Origin of the sequence: Rahnella inusitata, assembly GCF_018288855.1 — a bacterium.
GTDB classification, from domain to species: Bacteria; Pseudomonadota; Gammaproteobacteria; order Enterobacterales; family Enterobacteriaceae; genus Rahnella; species Rahnella inusitata.
Genome location: NZ_CP065024.1, coordinates 168,539 through 185,143, shown reverse-complemented (window position 1 = coordinate 185,143; position 16,605 = coordinate 168,539). Strand labels below are relative to the sequence as shown.

The window sequence follows — 16,605 nt, the reverse complement described above, 5'->3', positions numbered from 1 at the left end:
TTAAATGATGCAGTTAGCGTCAAGAAGTAGTAAGATGCACGACATCGGCGAGTAGCGCAGCTTGGTAGCGCAACTGGTTTGGGACCAGTGGGTCGGAGGTTCGAATCCTCTCTCGCCGACCAATTCGAATAAAGAGCCCTGCAGAAATGCGGGGCTTTTTGTTATCTGCGATTTGATCAATTCCCTTTCCACGCCTGTTGTTGCTTTTCGGCGACTTCATACCTTCATTTTGTCTCTGTATTGAGACGCTTATATCATTGATAAGATAGGGTAATTTCATTTTCATTCAGTAGTGTCGTCATCAGGAGACAGATCAGGGGCTATGGCAGGAGATTCGCGGAGGTTTGAAAAAGTACGCGTGTTTGACGAATAATAAAAACCTTGATAATCATAACGATAAAATATTTCTCCTCAGGTCTTGCCAGAGTGGCACGCGTCCTGCAATATTCCCGCCGTAGATGCTCATTCCACCCATTATGTTTGCTCCGGCTTCATAAACCTGGGAATGATGCAGAGCCAATTTATAGTGCCTATTGTCACCCTGACCGATAACGCTTCGGCATTATCATGCAGATGACAAAACGTTGAGTGAGGCACTCACTGTTGTTCTGACCTGATTGTTTTAGACACCTGACATTGTGCAGGTGTTTTTTTTTGCCCATACCCGCCATCCTTGGAGCCGCAGATGTGTTGGCCGCCTGCCTGCGATTCCTATGATTCAGGGTATAAGTTTGATGACGTAAAAAAGGCTCCCGAAGGAGCCTTTCTGATAGCGCGATGTCTTTACGGCTGCTGCGAGTTGTTCAGCGTTAACATCAGCCCTTCACGGCGCATCTCTGCCGCTTCAGCCGGCTTGTGCAGTTTATCTAATGCATCCGCCAGCCACGCATAGTCATACGCGTCAGGACGCTGTTTCAGCGCCTCACGGAAGGCTTCGCTGGCCTGCATCCATTCGCCATGCTTCATCAGCAACTGACCGAGTGTACTGCTCAGCAGCGGCGTGGTGCCGTTTTGCTTGATCAACTGACGCAGCGTTTTTTCCAGCTGTTCCGGATCCCCTGAACGCAGCTTCGGCATCAGCGCGACCAGACGATCGTCGTATTGGCGTTTCAGTCCATCGAGGATCACTTCCTGCGCCAGATCCTGATCGTTACATTCAATCAGATGCGTGGCCATCGCGACCTGCAACGCGACTTCATGACGGGTTTTACGATTCTGATCTTTCCACCAGCGCTTCAGCCCATCGCTGCCTTCTTCAGCCATCAGCTGATTCATCATGCCGATATAAGCCTGTTCCTGCAGAACACGGATTTCGTCATCCGTATGGATATCCGCTTTCGCCATGGACGGCAGAATTTCCAGCAGCGATCCGTACGCGCCGGTGCGCAGATAAGCCTGCTCTGCTAGTCGTAGAATTTCCGGATGACGCGGCGACTGGCCGAGTAAACGGTCTACGCCGTGACGCGCGGCGTGAATTTCGCCCTGCGCCAGCTGGATGCGTACGCGGGTGATATCCACTGGCATCTGGTCGGTATCGGCGATTTCTGCCGCGCGCTCCAGATACTGATTGGTGCGGATGGTGTCGCCACGTTGCTGTGCCGCTTCCGCTGCCAGCAGGTAGTTCACCACCGGCTGATCGGCGTGGTCGGCGTTGCGCGCCAGCAGTTTTTCCATCTTACGATGATCGCCTTCTGCCAGCTTGAGCATCGCCTCTTTGGTCTGCTTACGCGCTTTGGAGCTTTTGCGCCCAGCAAACCAGCCGCGGGTACGCGCGCCGGTGCGCAGAACGCGGCGCAGGATCCATTCGATGAAAAACAGCACCAGAATCAGGACGATCAGCATAATCACTAAGCCGGTCACGCTGGTTTCGATGTTGTAGTTATCGGTCTGAATCAGCACATAGCCCTGATGGCCTGCCAGCATCGGTCCGACGATAATCCCGGCAAACACAATCAGAAATAACACGAAAACTCGTAACATGCGTTATTCCCCCTGCGTTGCGGCGGCGGGCTGCTGAAGCAGATTACGCACGCGGGTTTGCATCAGTTTTTCCAGCATCGGCTGGCTTTTCAGCTGATCCGGCACGTCCATCGAAATGGATTGCTGGCTGAGATTATCCAGTTCTTCCAGGAACGCTTTGGTCGAGGGATCGGTCGTATCGAAATAGGCACGAACCCACGTGGATACGCTTTCCAGCGACTGTTTGTAGACTTCATCCTGATGACGCGGAACGGCCTGCGCTGCGATCAGCAGTCGGGAGCGGATATTCTCGCGCAGATAGACGTCCTGATTCGGCGCCAGCAGCGGTTCAGCTGTTGAATCACGGCGGCGGATGGTGATGAAATCATCCATAAAGTTGTGCCAGCTTTTGGTCAGGTTCTGCCGCCATTCGGTCAGTGAACCAGACAGGCTGGTGCTGTCGCTGTCCATCGGTGAATCGTCGGTATCGTTATCGGCCAGGCGGAGATTATCCACCTGATTCGACAGCTGATTCAGCTTGAGAATAATGCCGTCGAAATCGACCTGTGTGACCGCAGACAAACTGCTCACGTCTTCATTGAGCGCACGGCGCACTTCAATCAGGCTGGGATCGTTCATGTCCGCCAGGCTGGCGTCGGCGCTTTTCAGCAACGCTGCGGCGGTAGTGACATCCTGATCGCTCCACAGTTTGCGACCGGCCAGTTTCACCAGATAATCGGCCTGAGCCAGTAACCAGGTTTTGGCATCACTGCCGGAAATGCTGGCGACTTTATCCTGCAGTTCGTTCAGCTGACGGCCAAACGACGCCTGCTGGCGATCGGCGGCCTGCTGGGTTTTCTCCTGCTGAGCCAGCAGGGCAGCGATTTGCTGTTTATCCTGTTGCTGACTTTTTTGCAGGCTGTCGAGTTGTTCAGAAAGCGATTCATCCGAGGCGGCCTGAGCCAGCGCCTGCTGGTGGCCGTGATAGTAAAGACCCGCGCCGAGCGCGATCACTAAAACAATGGCGATAGCGCCCAGGACGGGCGCAGTGCGCTGCTTTTTACGCAGGGTTTTCAGCTCCTCATCCCGTTCAAAAGCATCTGGCTGGGGGCTCTCAACCGCCGGGGCGATAACAATTTCATCATCCGGAGCGGAAGGATTTTTTTGTTCCGTCATTTTGGCACTTCCCTTAGTCAGGTAATTGTAATGCGCGAATCAGCGCATCATTGTCTGCATTCTCGGCAACCCGAATAGCGCTCCAGCCGAGCTGGCGGGCGAGGATTGCCAAACGTTCACTGACCACCACCAGGCTACAGCGCAGTAACCATGAATGTCGGTAATAATCAGGAACTAACGTATACAACTGTTGCAGCATTTCACCGCTGGTCACCACCAGCGTATCCACACCGGCGCGTTGCCATACGGCACTTTGCTCGCTGGCGTCGTAGTGGATCGGGCTGCGCTGATAACACTCGCAGTACGATACTTCGACGCCGCGTTCAGTCAGCGTTTCCGCCAGTTTTTCGCGTCCGCCATTGCCGCGTAAAATCAGCGCTTTCTTGCCATGAATACGCTGCAAAGACGGAAGGTTCAGCAACATCTCGCTGGTTTCGCCATCCTGGGGATAGAGAACCGGCAGACTGCTTGCACGATGAAACAGCAGGCCGGTGGTGCGGCCGATCGCGTAATAATTCACATTGCCCGGCCAGCGCGTGGCGGACTGACGTAATGCGCGATCGGCGTAGTTCACGGCATGTTGTGACAGCACAAATACCAGATCCTGCTGATCTAAAGAGGATAGCAGGTTCGGCAGCATAGCGAGTTGGTTCCCCGGCGCAAATTCAATCAGCGGGGAATGGAAGGCGACCCGACCCAGAGCGCGCAGCCGGCTGACCAGCATTTCTCCTGCGGGAGAAGGACGGGTAACCAGAATGGTCATTTTGGTGCGTTCCCCTGATAGACCTCTTGCAGAATTTCACGTGCACCGTTTGCCAGCAACTCATCAGCCAGACTGATGCCCATGCTTTCCGCACTGGCCGCAGGACCACGGCGTTCGCCGCAAACCATCTGACTGCCGTCCGGTGCGCCAACCAGCGCACGCAGCCATAGCTGGTCGCCTTCAAGTTCAGCGTAACTGCCGATCGGCACCTGACATCCGCCTTCGAGGCGCATGTTCATGGCACGTTCCGCCTGAACGCGCAGCGTGGTTTCACGGTGCGCCAGCGGGGCGAGTAATTCGCGGGTGTGATGATCGTCGAGACGACATTCGATGCCGACGGCACCTTGCCCGACGGCGGGCAGGCACTCTTCCGGGGTCAGCGCTGCACGGATGCGGCTGTCGAGCCCCAGACGTTTCAGGCCAGCGACGGCGAGAATAATGGCATCATAATCGCCGTTATCCAGCTTGGATAAACGGGTGCCGACGTTACCACGCAGATCGCGGATTTGCAGATCAGGTCGTTGCTGACGCAGCTGGCACTGGCGGCGGAGGCTGGATGTACCGACCACACTGCCATGCGGCAATTCGGCCAGAGAGGTGTAACGGTTGGAGACGAACGCGTCGCGCGGGTCTTCGCGTTCACAAATCGTCACCAGCCCCAGACCTTCCGGGAACTCGACCGGTACATCTTTCATAGAATGCACGGCAATATCCGCACGGCCATCGAGCATCGCCAGCTCAAGTTCTTTCACAAACAACCCTTTGCCGCCCACTTTGGCCAGCGGGGTATCTAAAATGATATCGCCCTTGGTGACCATCGGAACCAGTTCGACCTGCAAACCGGGGTGACAAGCCATTAACTGGCTTTGAACATATTGTGCCTGCCACAGAGCCAGCGGGCTCTGGCGGGTGGCAATTCGAATGATTTTGTCTAACATGTTTGTTACCGTTTATCTGTCTCTGTGACCATCCTACCACTGACAATAGAAAGCTGTCAGCGTAAGAAGCCATTCGCAAAAGAAGGGTAACGGGCGTAAAGGAGATTTGTTCTGTTTGACAGCAAACGGTAAAATCGACAGAAGCGGAAGAGTAATTGTGGTGCGTTACTTTCTTTACGGTCAATCAGCAAGGTGTTAAATTGATCACGTTTCCAGCAATAATTCGTCAACTATTTGCACAATCGCGGTTGTTCAAAGCATAAGCATCACGATAAATGGCGGATTTGGAACGGGGTTCTTTCCAGACACTGTATAATCAGGCGAAACGTCTTGTACCTCTACATCGAGACACTGAAGCAAAGATTGGATGCGATCAACCAGTTACGAGTCGATCGTGCACTGGCGGCAATGGGGCCTGCGTTTCAACAGGTCTACACGTTGCTTCCCGTCTTTTTACATCATCATCACCCTCTGATACCGGGATACCTTGAAGGTAAGGTTCCGCATGGTATCTGCCTCTTCACGCCTGATGAATCGCAAAAAACCTATCTGACCGACCTCGAAGACAAATGGGGCAGCGCACTTGAGCCTATGGCGAAGGGCGAATTGCCGATAACCGGTGTCTATTCGATGGGCAGCACATCATCAATCGGTCAAAGCCAGAGCTCCGACCTGGATATCTGGGTCTGCCATCAGTCCTGGCTTGATAATGAAGAACGCAACCGCTTACAGGAAAAATGCAGCCTGTTGGAAAAATGGGCCGCGTCGCTGGGTGTGGAAGTCAGCTTCTTCCTGATCGACGAAAACCGTTTCCGTCACAACGAAAGCGGTAGTTTGGGTGGGGAAGACTGCGGTTCCACGCAGTACATCTTATTGCTCGACGAATTCTACCGGACGGCCGTGCGTATGGGCGGCAAGCGTATTCTGTGGAATATGGTGCCGGGTGAAGAAGAAGCGCATTACGATGAATATGTGCTTTCTTTGTATGCGCAAGGCGCGCTGACGCCAAACGAATGGCTCGATCTTGGCGGACTCAGCACGCTGTCAGCGGAAGAGTATTTCGGCGCCAGTCTGTGGCAGCTGTATAAAAGTATCGATTCACCGTACAAAGCGGTGCTCAAAACGTTGCTGCTGGAAGCCTATTCTTGGGAATATCCAAAAACGCAGTTACTGGCGATGGACATCAAACAGCGTCTGCACCAGGGCGAGATCGTCAACTTCGGTCTGGATTCCTATTGTATGATGCTCGACCGCGTGACCCGTTACCTGACCCAGATTGAAGACACTACCCGCCTCGATTTAGTCCGCCGTTGTTTCTATCTCAAAGTCTGCGAAAAACTCTCCCGCGCCCGAGCGTCAGTCGGCTGGCGTCGTGAAATTCTCAGCCAGCTGGTGGCCGAATGGGGCTGGGATGAAGAGCGTCTGGTTATGCTGGATAACCGTGCTAACTGGAAAATCGAGCGCGTGCGAGAAGCGCATAACGAACTGCTTGATGCCATGATGCAGAGCTATCGCAACCTCATCCGCTTTGCCCGTCGCAACAATTTAAGCGTCAGCGCCAGCCCGCAGGATATCGGCGTGCTGACCCGTAAGTTGTACGCCGCTTTCGAAGCGCTGCCGGGCAAAGTGACACTCGTGAACCCGCAGATCTCGCCTGACCTGTCAGAGAACGATTTAACCTTTATTCATGTGCCGATTGGCCGCGCCAACCGCACCGGCTGGTATCTGTATAACCAGTCACCGTCGATGGAATCGATCGTCAGCCATCAGCCGCTGGAATATAACCGCTACCTCAATAAACTTGTGGCGTGGGCATATTTCAACGGGTTGCTGACGTCCACCACGCGCCTGCACATCAAAAGTGGCGGCCTGTGCGACATCGCCAAACTGCGCGAGCTGGTGGCGGATGTCTCGCACAATTTCCCGCTGCGTTTAGCGGCACCGACGCCAAAAGCGTTGTACAGCCCGTGTGAAATCCGTCATCTGGCGATCATCGTCAATCTCGAACATGATCCGACCGCCGCCTTCCGTAACCAGGTGGTGCATTTTGATTTCCGTAAGCTGGATGTGTTCAGCTTCGGGCAGAATCAGGAATGCATGGTCGGCAGTATTGATTTGCTGTATCGCAACTCGTGGAACGAAGTGCGTACGCTGCATTTCAGCGGTGAGCAGGCGGTGCTGGAAGCGTTGAAAACCATTCTGGGCAAAATGCATCAGGACGCCGCACCGCCGGAGTCGGTGGAAGTATTCTGCTACAGCCAGCATTTGCGCGGCCTTATCCGCACGCGTATTCAGCAGCTGGTGACTGAGTGCATCGAGCTGCGTCTGTCGAGTAAACGCCTCGAACCGGGCCGTTTCAAAGCCGTGCGCGTTGCCGGACAAACCTGGGGTCTGTTCTTCGAACGCCTGAGCGTGTCGGTGCAGAAGCTGGAAAATGCGATCGAATTCTACGGCGCAATTTCTAATAACAAGCTGCACGGTTTGTCGGTGAAATTGCAGACCGATCAGGCGCACCTGCCTGCGGTGATTGACGGCTACGCCAGCGAAGGGATTATTCAGTTCTTCTTTGAAGACAGCGCGGATGAAATCGGTTTTAACATCTATATTCTCGATGAGTCGAACCGCGTTGAGGTGTACCACCATTGCGAAGGCAGTAAAGAGGATCTGGTGCGCGACGTCAGCCGCTTCTATTCTTCCTCGCACGACCGTTTCACATACGGCTCAAGCTTCATCAACTTCAACCTGCCGCAGTTCTATCAGATAGTGTCCCTTGATGATCGTATTCAGGTGATCCCTTTTCGCAGCAATGCGTTATCTGCCGTCTGCGCCACTCTGCCCGAAAGCGAGATCGAACCTTCCCGGCTGACACAGCAATTCCAGCTCCATTAGAAAAAGGTTCTGCATCGCCTGCGCGCGGCAGATTATCCGGCTTTCCTTCCCTTTCACTGCTGAAAATGTGCCTGCGGGTTTTATCGATTCCTGTTGCTTTTCATGATCCACCTGCGATTATAGAGAGCTTGGTCGCATGAATTACAGGCATTCATAAAATGAAAAACGCTTTACGCTGGTCTCTGGCCGCGACGATATTATTTTCTCTCTCCGGTTGCGGACTGAAAGGGCCGTTATATTTCCCGCCTGCGGATAAATCTTCCACGCAGAAAACCAGTCAGGTTCCGGGCACCGCTAACGACGGTTCATCGCAGCAAAAAGGTGTATCACCAGAAGATCTCTCGACGAATTCCAGAGATTAATCAGCCCTCGGGCTGAGGTTCCGGCGGGTTTCCGCCGGGTCCGTCTCATCAAGGGATCATCGCGACTGGATTTGACCAGCGGTAAACGGAGTCAGTTATGCAGTTCTCCAAAATGCACGGTCTGGGCAACGACTTTATGGTTGTTGACGCCGTTACTCAAAATGTCTATTTCTCCCCTGAGTTGATCCGCCGTTTGTCCGATCGCCATCGTGGCGTGGGTTTTGACCAGCTGCTGGTGGTAGAGCCACCTTACGATCCTGAGTTAGACTTTCATTACCGTATCTTCAACGCCGACGGCAGTGAAGTTGCGCAGTGCGGCAACGGCGCGCGCTGTTTTGCCCGTTTTGTCCGTATCAAAGGGCTGACCAACAAACGCGATATCCGCGTCAGTACGCAGACAGGTCGCATGACGCTGACGGTCACCGAAGATGAAGATGTTCAGGTGAACATGGGCGAGCCGGTCTTTGAACCGCAGCAGGTACCTTTCCGTGCCGCGAAACCGGAAAAGACCTATATTCTGCGCGCCGAAGAGCGCACAGTATTTTGCGGTGTGGTTTCAATGGGCAATCCGCATTGCGTGTTGCAGGTTGAAGACGTGCTGACGGCCGAAGTCGATATTCTCGGGCCGATCCTCGAAAGCCATGAACGTTTCCCTGAGCGCGTGAACGTCGGTTTCATGCAGATAGTCAGCCCGGATACCATCAAGTTACGTGTTTACGAGCGCGGCGCTGGCGAAACACAGGCGTGCGGAAGCGGCGCATGTGCTGCGGTGGCCATTGGGATTCAGCAAGGATTACTCGCAGAAGAAGTACAGGTGGAACTGCCGGGAGGCAGCCTCGAAATTCGCTGGCAAGGGCCGGGTCATCCGCTGTATATGACCGGACCTGCCACTCATGTTTACGACGGATTTATTCATCTATGAACAATCTTGATGACCAGATTGACCCGGTGATAGCACTCGACGATGACAGCGTGATGCAGTATCTGCTGCAAAACCCGGATTTCTTTATTCGCAATGCCCGCAGCGTCGAGCAACTGCACGTACCGCATCCGGTGAAAGGCAGCACCTCGCTGGTTGAATGGCAACTCGGGCGTCAGCGTCATCAGATTGCTCAGCTTGAAGAAGAAATCACACTGCTGATGGAACAGGCGTCGATCAACGAATCCCTCTTCGGACGGATGATCGAGCTGCAGGCGACGCTTGCCGCCGCCAGTGGCTTGCAGGATATGCTCAACCGCCTGCAACGCTGGTCGCGCAGCCTCGGTCTGGCAGGGGCGAACGTGCGCCTGTTCAGTGAAAGTTGGCGCATCGGCGCGCCATCGGATTTCACCCATCTGGCGGTCAGCCGCAGCGCGTTTGAATCCATGCGCATTCAGCGTCTGGGCGAAACTCCGCATTACCTCGGCAGTCTGAACGGCCCGGAATTACTGTTACTCTTGCCGCAGGCGAAAGCCGTCGGTTCCGTCGCGTTATCGCTGATGGGCGAGCAGGGTGAACTGGGCGTTCTCATCTTCAGCAGCCGCGATCCGCAGCACTATCAGCCGGGAATGGGCACCGTGTTGCTCGACCAGCTGGCAAAAATGCTGCCTGGTTTACTGGAACGCTGGATAGAACGGGTATGACACAGACTGAATCGCCCCTGTATCCCGCAGTTGAGGCGTTTCTGCGTTATCTGCACGTCGAGCGTCAGCTCAGTCCGCTGACCTCGACCAACTACAGCCGCCAGCTTGACGCACTGATCGAGATGGCCGCTGAAATCGGTATTTCCCACTGGCAACAGCTTGATGCGCCGAAAGTTCGTATGCTGCTGGCGCGTAGCAAACGCGCGGGTTTAGGTCCGGCGAGTCTGGCGCTGCGCATGTCTTCGCTGCGCAGTTTCCTCGACTGGCTGGTGCGTCAGGGCGTCCTGAGCGCCAATCCTGCCAAAGGCATATCCACGCCGCGTTCGCCGAAGCATTTGCCAAAGAATCTCGACGTCGATGAAGTGAATAAGCTACTGGAAATCAATCTCGACGACCCGCTTTCAGTGCGTGACCGCGCGATGCTGGAAGTGATGTACGGCGCTGGCATTCGTTTATCGGAACTGGTCGGTATCGACTGTAAACATGTCGATATGGCCTCTGGCGAAGTCCGCGTCATGGGTAAAGGCAGCAAAGAGCGTCAGGTGCCGATTGGCCGCACCGCCGTCACCTGGCTGGAACACTGGCTGGAACGACGTCCGCTGTTTGGCCCGCAGGATGATGCGATGTTTTTATCCAGTCAGGGTAACCGCATTTCAGCGCGCAACGTACAAAAACGCTTTGCCGAGTGGGGCGTAAAACAGGGTGTGAACAGCCATATCAATCCGCATAAGTTGCGGCACTCCTTTGCGACACACGTTCTGGAGTCGAGTGGCGATCTGCGTGCGGTGCAGGAGTTGCTGGGTCACGCCAATCTGTCCACCACCCAAATCTATACCCACCTCGACTTTCAACATTTGGCGACGGTGTACGATGCCGCCCATCCCCGCGCAAAACGAGGCAAATCCTGATGAAGTTCTATCGTCCGCTGAAACGCATTGAAGCGATCACTTTCGATTTAGACGACACGTTGTATGACAATTATGACGTTATCCGCCGTACCGATTCCGAAACGCTGAAGTTTATTCAGGGTTTCCACCCCGCACTGGCTGAGATGTCGCCGGATGCAATCCGCCTGATGCGCGCCGAATTGCTGGCAGAAGATGCACAGATTTATCATGACGTGACCGAATGGCGGCGTCAGGCAGTTTTGCTGGCCATGACCCGCGCCGGTCTGAGTGAGAGTGATGCCAGGCAGGGCACGAAAGCCGCTATGGAAACCTTCGCCTACTGGCGCAGTAAGATTTATGTGCCGGAAGAAAATCATAATGCGCTTGCCGCTCTCGCCGAACGCTGGCCGCTGGTGGCCGTCACCAATGGTAATGCCGATCCGCATGCCTGCGGTCTGGCGCAGTATTTCCAGTTTACCTTGCGCGCGGGCGATCATGGTCGGGCGAAGCCGTATGCCGACATGTATAAAAAGGCGTCGAATAAGCTGGGCATTCCGCTGGAAAATATTCTGCATGTAGGCGACGATCTCACGACCGACGTCGCGGGTTCCGTGGCCTGCGGAATGCAGGCGTGCTGGATAAACCTGCGCGAAGGCAACTTGATGCACATCCGTGATGCCCGCCTGTTACCGCATATTGAGATTTCGCAGTTGGCATCGCTGACAGCATTGCTATAATCCCCTCATCAATTACTCTGTATAAATTCACAGTAGAAAAGCGTTCATGGCGGCATTTATCGCCGGGGTGCTTTTCTCATCCTGACAAACGGTGCCTATGGACGTTTCTGACCTGCTCGACAGCCTGAATGAAAAACAACGTGAAGCCGTGGCCGCGCCGCGCAGCAATCTGTTGGTGCTGGCCGGGGCAGGCAGTGGCAAAACCCGCGTGCTGGTGCATCGCATCGCCTGGCTGCTGTCGGTAGAAAACTGCTCGCCGTATTCCATTATGGCGGTGACCTTTACCAACAAGGCGGCGGCGGAAATGCGTCACCGTATCGAACACCTGATTGGCACCAGTCAGGGCGGCATGTGGATCGGCACTTTCCACGGGCTCGCGCACCGTTTACTGCGTGCGCACCATCTGGACGCCAAACTGCCGCAGGATTTTCAGATCCTCGACAGCGATGATCAGCTGCGCTTAATTAAGCGTCTGCTCAAAGCGCTGAACATCGACGATAAGCAGTGGCCGCCGCGTCAGGCGATGTGGTACATCAACGGCAAAAAAGACGAAGGTCTGCGCCCGCATCACGTCGAAACCTACAACAACCCGATTGAAGCCACCTGGCTGCGTATCTATCAGGCGTATCAGGAAGCCTGCGACCGCGCGGGACTGGTGGATTTCGCCGAGCTGTTACTGCGCGCGCATGAGTTGTGGCTGAACAAGCCGCATATCCTGCAACATTACCGTGAGCGTTTTACCAACCTGATGGTGGATGAGTTCCAGGACACCAACAGCATTCAGTACGCGTGGATCCGTCTGCTGGCGGGCGACAATAATAACGTGATGATCGTCGGCGATGATGACCAGTCGATCTACGGCTGGCGCGGTGCGCAGGTTGAGAATATCCAGCGTTTCCTGAAAGATTTTCCGAACGCGGAAACCATCCGCTTAGAGCAAAACTACCGCTCCACCAGCACCATTCTCAAAGCCGCCAACTCGCTTATCGAGAACAACAGCGGTCGTATGGGTAAGAACCTGTGGACCGAAGACGGTGAGGGCGAAAAAATTTCCCTCTACTGCGCCTTCAACGAGCTCGATGAATCGCGCTTTGTGGTGAACCGCATCAAAACGTGGCAGGACAACGGCGGTGCGCTGAAAGACTGCGCCATTCTCTATCGCAGCAACGCCCAGTCGCGCGTGCTGGAAGAAGCGTTATTGCAGATGGCGATGCCGTACCGCATTTATGGCGGGCAGCGATTCTTCGATCGTCAGGAGATCAAAGATGCGCTGGCATATCTGCGTCTGATGGCTAACCGCAATGACGACGCCGCCTTTGAGCGCGTGGTGAATACACCGACGCGCGGCATCGGTGACCGCACGCTGGACGTCGTTCGTCACACTGCCCGTGACCGTCAGCTGACCATGTGGCAGGCGACGCGCGCTCTGTTGCAGGACAAAGTGCTGGCGGGCCGCGCAGCCTCTTCGCTGCAACGCTTCACTGAGCTGGTGGATGCGCTGGCGCATGAAACCGCCGATATGCCGCTGCACGTTCAGACTGACCGCGTGATCAAAGATTCCGGCCTGTTCATCATGTATGAGCAGGAAAAGGGTGAAAAAGGCCAGGCGCGAATCGAAAACTTAGAGGAACTGGTGACGGCAACACGCCAGTTCAGCTATCAGGATGAAGACGAAGATTTGATGCCGTTGCAGGCGTTCCTGTCACATGCTGCGCTGGAAGCGGGCGAAGGTCAGGCCGATGCCAATCAGGACGCCGCGCAGCTGATGACGCTGCACTCGGCAAAAGGGCTGGAATTCCCGCAGGTGTTTATCGTCGGGATGGAAGAGGGCATGTTCCCGAGCCAGATGTCGCTGGAAGAAAGCGGTCGTCTGGAAGAGGAGCGCCGTCTGGCCTATGTGGGTGTGACGCGGGCGATGCAAAAACTGACGCTCACCTTTGCTGAAACCCGTCGTCTGTATGGCAAAGAAGTCTCGCACAAGCCGTCGCGTTTTGTCGGCGAGCTGCCAGAAGACTGTGTGGAAGAAGTGCGAATGCGCGCTAACGTCTCGCGCCCGATGAACAACCGCAGCGTCGGCACCCCAACCAGCGTCAGCGATACTGGCTTCAAACTCGGTCAGCGCGTCGTACATCCTAAATTCGGCGAAGGCACCATCGTGAACATGGAAGGCAGCGGCGAACACAGCCGCCTTCAGGTGGCGTTCCCGGGAGAAGGGATCAAATGGCTGGTCGCCGCCTACGCTAAGCTGGAAGCCGCAAGCTAGCTTACTTGCGTCCTGAGCCCAGGCAGTGCCCGAGATCCTCATGGACTGCGTGTCCATTCCGGTGTCTCCGCGCTGGCCGGGCTCAATTTCGCTGCGCCGCTGACGCGTGCATCACGGTGTATTAAAGAGTATAAACGTCGCCCACTTCCGCTTTTGCATACCATTCCAGCATTGCTTTCACGCGTTCGTCGCCTTCTGGCGGTGTGCCGGGCAGGTAATCTTGTTCCTGAACGGGTTGATACGCGCCGTGTTTCACTTCGAAAATCACGCCACCTTCATCAAGCGATAATACGCTATGCCAGGTGTTGGCCGGGATTTCCAGCAGTTTGGTTTCAGCGCCGAGCCACAGGCGTTCGGTGACCTTGCCACTCTCATCGTAAGTCAGCACCAGAAAACGGCCACGCAGCGCGGTCAGCATTTCCCAAGTGTGCGGGTGACGGTGTATGCGCACGTAAGTCCCCGGCTCCATGGCGATCGCCAGGCGTTGTACGTCATCTTCCGGTAACGGATGGATGTTCAGATTCTGGCGCAGTCGCGGTGAATGCGCGGCCTGAGTGATCAGGTCGCACAGCGTGTCTTGGGTAATCTGCTTAATCATAGTTGGCTTCAGAAATAGAAAGGGGCTCAGGTCTCTGAGTGTAGCCAAAAAAGGGTTCTGACATAAGCGGTCAAAGGTTGCCAATATCGTCTGTATTTTATGCATAAATGTTGCGGGAATAGATTTGTTCGCGGTTGACAGTCTTTTTCTTCTCGGCGTAACATGCGCGCACTATTATCAATGAGGAACTGCGCCTTGGACACACCCAGTAGATACTGGCTCAATAACCTGTTCGTTAGGTACCACTTCTAAGGCCCTCCTCTATGCTGATGGCCTTAGTGGTTGTCAGCGACCCCCGTTCTGTCGCTGTGAGTCGGATCTGAATTTGGTCTGAATTACGCCGGTGACTCTTTTCGCCCCGTGATTTTCTGTGCTTCAACGCGTTGTCCACTTTCTGTCATTCTTGGGAGAACGGGCACATGCTGAGTGCTTTTAAATTAGAAAACAGCCGCTTATCCCGTTTAGAGCTGGACGAGGCAGACGATCTCAAAACCTCATTGTGGGTTGATTTGGTCGAGCCTGATGAGCAAGAGCGCGAGCGCGTTCAACATGAATTAGGGCAAAGCCTGGCGACGCGTCCCGAACTGGATGACATCGAAGCCTCCGCACGTTTCTTCGAAGACGAAGACGGCCTGCACATTCACTCCTTCTTTTACTATGAAGATGCCGAAGACCACGCGGGCAACAGCACCGTAGCATTTACCGTGCGTGAAGGTCGTCTTTACACCCTGCGCGAGCGTGAGTTACCGGCGTTTCGTCTTTACCGTATGCGCGCCAGAAACCAGACGCTGGTCGATGGCAATGCTTACGAGCTGCTGCTGGATTTGTTCGAAACCAAAATCGAACAGCTGGCGGATGAAATCGAAAATATCTATAGCGATCTGGAAAAACTCAGCCGCGTGATCATGGAAGGGCATCAGGGCGACGAATATGACGCCGCGCTGTCCACGCTGGCGGAGCTGGAAGATATCGGTTGGAAAGTGCGTTTGTGTCTGATGGATACCCAACGCGCGTTGAACTTCCTGGTGCGCAAAGCCCGCTTACCCGCAGGCCAGCTGGAGCAGGCGCGCGAAGTGTTGCGTGATATCGAATCCCTGCTGCCGCACAACGAATCCCTGTTCCAGAAAGTGAACTTCCTGATGCAGGCGGCGATGGGCTTTATCAACATCGAGCAGAACCGCATCATCAAGATCTTCTCGGTCGTTTCCGTGGTGTTCCTGCCGCCGACGCTGGTGGCATCAAGCTACGGGATGAACTTCGAATTCATGCCTGAGCTGAAATGGGCATTTGGTTATCCGGGCGCAATCGGTCTGATGATCATCGCCGGGCTGGCGCCGTACCTGTATTTCAAACGTAAAAACTGGCTGTAATCGTTTTTACGCGGACAACAAAAAGCCCCTGAACGGGGCTTTTTGTTGCTGTTAGGCTTTCGCCGTCATACCTCGACGCAGACGGCCCTGCGTGTAAAGCGCGTCGGTGATAAAGCACAGCAGGCCGGCCCAGATAAAGCCGAAGGTGATGAGCTGCGAGGTATTTACCGTTTCGCCGTAGAACACCACCGCCAGCAGGAACATCAACGTCGGGCCGAGATACTGGAAAAAGCCCAGCGTCGAGAGCTTCAGCCGTGCAGCCGCTGCGGTAAAGAACAGTAGCGGAATGGTGGTGATGATCCCCGCCGCCATCAGCAGTAAATCCAGTGACCATGGATTCGCCGACAGATTGCTGGTCGGGCTGTTAGCGATAAAGAACAGATAAACGCCCGCCAGCGGCAGCAGCCAAAGTGTTTCGATGAGCATGCCGGTCTGAGAATCCACACCGATTTTCTTACGCAGCAGGCCGTAAAAAGCGAACGTGAGCGACAGCCCCAGCCCGATGATCGGCACCGAGCCAAACATCCAGACCTGAATCAGCACACCGGCAAATGCCAGCACCACCGCGAGCCATTGCAAACTCCGGAACCTTTCGCGCAAAAACAGCATGCCAAGCACGACATTCACCAGCGGGCTGATAAAGTAACCAAGGCTGGCTTCGAGAATGTGGTTATTGTTAATCGCCCAGATAAAAATCAGCCAATTCCCACCGATAAACAGGGCGGTGATGAGTAACATGCCGACTTTCTTTGGTTGTGCGAGTACCCGCCGGACGTCACCCCAGCTGCGGCTGACGGACAGGAGCACTAACATAAAGAAGAACGACCAGATGACCCGATGGGTAAGGATTTCATCGGCAGGCACTTCTTTGATGAGCTTGAAATACGCCGGAGCGATCCCCCAAATCAAATAGGCGATAAAGGCAAAAATGACGCCTTGCCGGGTACGTTGTGCATCCATGTGGGTACCTGAAGTAAAAAATAAGAAGGAAAGGTTGCGAGTGTAACGGGTTTACGTCGCCTGATTTCTTTTTCGACGTC

14 protein-coding genes and 1 tRNA gene are annotated in these 16,605 nt (G+C 54.7%); 9 read left to right on the top strand and 6 right to left on the bottom strand.

Annotation, left to right across the window (positions count from 1 at the left end; genetic code table 11):
- Positions 1 to 45 precede the first annotated feature (45 nt).
- Positions 46 to 122 (top strand) — tRNA-Pro (locus I2123_RS00835).
- Between the two features lie 661 nt (positions 123 to 783).
- Here the strand turns inward: I2123_RS00835 and hemY are convergent.
- From hemY to hemC, 4 genes are read right to left on the bottom strand one after another with little or no spacing between them, the layout of a single operon-like run.
- Entirely contained in the window at positions 784 to 1,980 is a 1,197-nt protein-coding gene (gene hemY / locus I2123_RS00830) for a protoheme IX biogenesis protein HemY (RefSeq protein WP_112165510.1), read from the bottom strand.
- Between the two features lie 3 nt (positions 1,981 to 1,983).
- Complete coding sequence (gene hemX / locus I2123_RS00825) at positions 1,984 to 3,135, bottom strand: uroporphyrinogen-III C-methyltransferase (protein ID WP_213051590.1); 1,152 nt, start codon at positions 3,133 to 3,135, stop codon at positions 1,984 to 1,986.
- A gap of 13 nt (positions 3,136 to 3,148) precedes the next feature.
- A complete protein-coding gene (hemD, locus tag I2123_RS00820) occupies positions 3,149 to 3,898 on the bottom strand; it encodes a uroporphyrinogen-III synthase (RefSeq protein WP_213051589.1) in 750 nt (249 codons plus the stop codon).
- Positions 3,895 to 4,836: a hydroxymethylbilane synthase gene (gene hemC, locus I2123_RS00815; RefSeq protein WP_213051588.1), complete on the bottom strand. Its 942-nt coding sequence runs from the start codon at positions 4,834 to 4,836 to the stop codon at positions 3,895 to 3,897. Before hemC ends, hemD begins: the two co-directional genes overlap by 4 nt.
- A 330-nt stretch (positions 4,837 to 5,166) precedes the next feature.
- On the opposite strand from hemC, the gene I2123_RS00810 reads away from it, so the two are divergent.
- The 7 genes from I2123_RS00810 (at position 5,167) to uvrD (ending at position 13,597) form a co-directional block, all read left to right on the top strand.
- The gene (locus I2123_RS00810) at positions 5,167 to 7,725 is read left to right on the top strand and encodes a class I adenylate cyclase (RefSeq protein ID WP_112165518.1); all 2,559 of its coding nucleotides are present in this window, start codon (positions 5,167 to 5,169) and stop codon (positions 7,723 to 7,725) included.
- Between the two features lie 158 nt (positions 7,726 to 7,883).
- Positions 7,884 to 8,087, top strand: a complete 204-nt coding sequence (gene lptM, locus I2123_RS00805; RefSeq protein ID WP_112165520.1) for an LPS translocon maturation chaperone LptM — start codon at positions 7,884 to 7,886, stop codon at positions 8,085 to 8,087.
- 97 nt (positions 8,088 to 8,184) lie between these two features.
- Positions 8,185 to 9,009 carry a diaminopimelate epimerase gene (gene dapF, locus I2123_RS00800; protein ID WP_112165521.1) on the top strand — a complete coding sequence of 275 codons (825 nt, stop codon included), beginning with the start codon at positions 8,185 to 8,187 and terminating at the stop codon, positions 9,007 to 9,009.
- Positions 9,006 to 9,710, top strand: a complete 705-nt coding sequence (locus tag I2123_RS00795; protein ID WP_112165523.1) for a DUF484 domain-containing protein — start codon at positions 9,006 to 9,008, stop codon at positions 9,708 to 9,710. The genes dapF and I2123_RS00795 overlap by 4 nt, the downstream gene beginning before the upstream one ends.
- Positions 9,707 to 10,618 (top strand): tyrosine recombinase XerC, encoded by a 912-nt coding sequence (xerC, locus tag I2123_RS00790; protein WP_112165525.1) that lies wholly within the window; start codon positions 9,707 to 9,709, stop codon positions 10,616 to 10,618. Before I2123_RS00795 ends, xerC begins: the two co-directional genes overlap by 4 nt.
- A complete protein-coding gene (yigB, locus tag I2123_RS00785) occupies positions 10,618 to 11,334 on the top strand; it encodes a 5-amino-6-(5-phospho-D-ribitylamino)uracil phosphatase YigB (protein ID WP_112165527.1) in 717 nt (238 codons plus the stop codon). Before xerC ends, yigB begins: the two co-directional genes overlap by 1 nt.
- Before the next feature lie 97 nt (positions 11,335 to 11,431).
- Positions 11,432 to 13,597, top strand: a complete 2,166-nt coding sequence (uvrD, locus tag I2123_RS00780; RefSeq protein ID WP_112165529.1) for a DNA helicase II — start codon at positions 11,432 to 11,434, stop codon at positions 13,595 to 13,597.
- Positions 13,598 to 13,718: 121 nt separating this feature from the next.
- Here uvrD and I2123_RS00775 read toward each other — a convergent pair whose 3' ends face one another.
- Positions 13,719 to 14,195, bottom strand: a complete 477-nt coding sequence (locus I2123_RS00775; RefSeq protein ID WP_213051587.1) for a WbuC family cupin fold metalloprotein — start codon at positions 14,193 to 14,195, stop codon at positions 13,719 to 13,721.
- 419 nt (positions 14,196 to 14,614) lie between these two features.
- Here I2123_RS00775 and corA point away from each other — a divergent pair, with 419 nt between their 5' ends.
- Positions 14,615 to 15,565, top strand: a complete 951-nt coding sequence (gene corA / locus I2123_RS00770) for a magnesium/cobalt transporter CorA (protein WP_112165536.1) — start codon at positions 14,615 to 14,617, stop codon at positions 15,563 to 15,565.
- Between the two features lie 51 nt (positions 15,566 to 15,616).
- On the opposite strand, the gene rarD is transcribed toward corA, so the two are convergent.
- Positions 15,617 to 16,525, bottom strand: a complete 909-nt coding sequence (rarD, locus tag I2123_RS00765; RefSeq protein WP_112165538.1) for an EamA family transporter RarD — start codon at positions 16,523 to 16,525, stop codon at positions 15,617 to 15,619.
- Between the last annotated feature and the right edge of the window lie 80 nt (positions 16,526 to 16,605).

Excerpts from the sequence above, each read along its gene's own strand:
- hemY (WP_112165510.1), bottom strand. The coding sequence starts at position 1,980 with ATGTTACGAGTTTTCGTGTTATTTCTGATTGTGTTTGCCGGGATTATC.
- hemX (WP_213051590.1), bottom strand. The coding sequence starts at position 3,135 with ATGACGGAACAAAAAAATCCTTCCGCTCCGGATGATGAAATTGTTATC.
- hemD (WP_213051589.1), bottom strand. The coding sequence starts at position 3,898 with ATGACCATTCTGGTTACCCGTCCTTCTCCCGCAGGAGAAATGCTGGTC.
- hemC (WP_213051588.1), bottom strand. The coding sequence starts at position 4,836 with ATGTTAGACAAAATCATTCGAATTGCCACCCGCCAGAGCCCGCTGGCT.
- lptM (WP_112165520.1), top strand. The coding sequence starts at position 7,884 with ATGAAAAACGCTTTACGCTGGTCTCTGGCCGCGACGATATTATTTTCT.
- dapF (WP_112165521.1), top strand. The coding sequence starts at position 8,185 with ATGCAGTTCTCCAAAATGCACGGTCTGGGCAACGACTTTATGGTTGTT.
- I2123_RS00795 (WP_112165523.1), top strand. The coding sequence starts at position 9,006 with ATGAACAATCTTGATGACCAGATTGACCCGGTGATAGCACTCGACGAT.
- xerC (WP_112165525.1), top strand. The coding sequence starts at position 9,707 with ATGACACAGACTGAATCGCCCCTGTATCCCGCAGTTGAGGCGTTTCTG.
- yigB (WP_112165527.1), top strand. The coding sequence starts at position 10,618 with ATGAAGTTCTATCGTCCGCTGAAACGCATTGAAGCGATCACTTTCGAT.
- uvrD (WP_112165529.1), top strand. The coding sequence starts at position 11,432 with ATGGACGTTTCTGACCTGCTCGACAGCCTGAATGAAAAACAACGTGAA.
- I2123_RS00775 (WP_213051587.1), bottom strand. The coding sequence starts at position 14,195 with ATGATTAAGCAGATTACCCAAGACACGCTGTGCGACCTGATCACTCAG.
- corA (WP_112165536.1), top strand. The coding sequence starts at position 14,615 with ATGCTGAGTGCTTTTAAATTAGAAAACAGCCGCTTATCCCGTTTAGAG.
- rarD (WP_112165538.1), bottom strand. The coding sequence starts at position 16,525 with ATGGATGCACAACGTACCCGGCAAGGCGTCATTTTTGCCTTTATCGCC.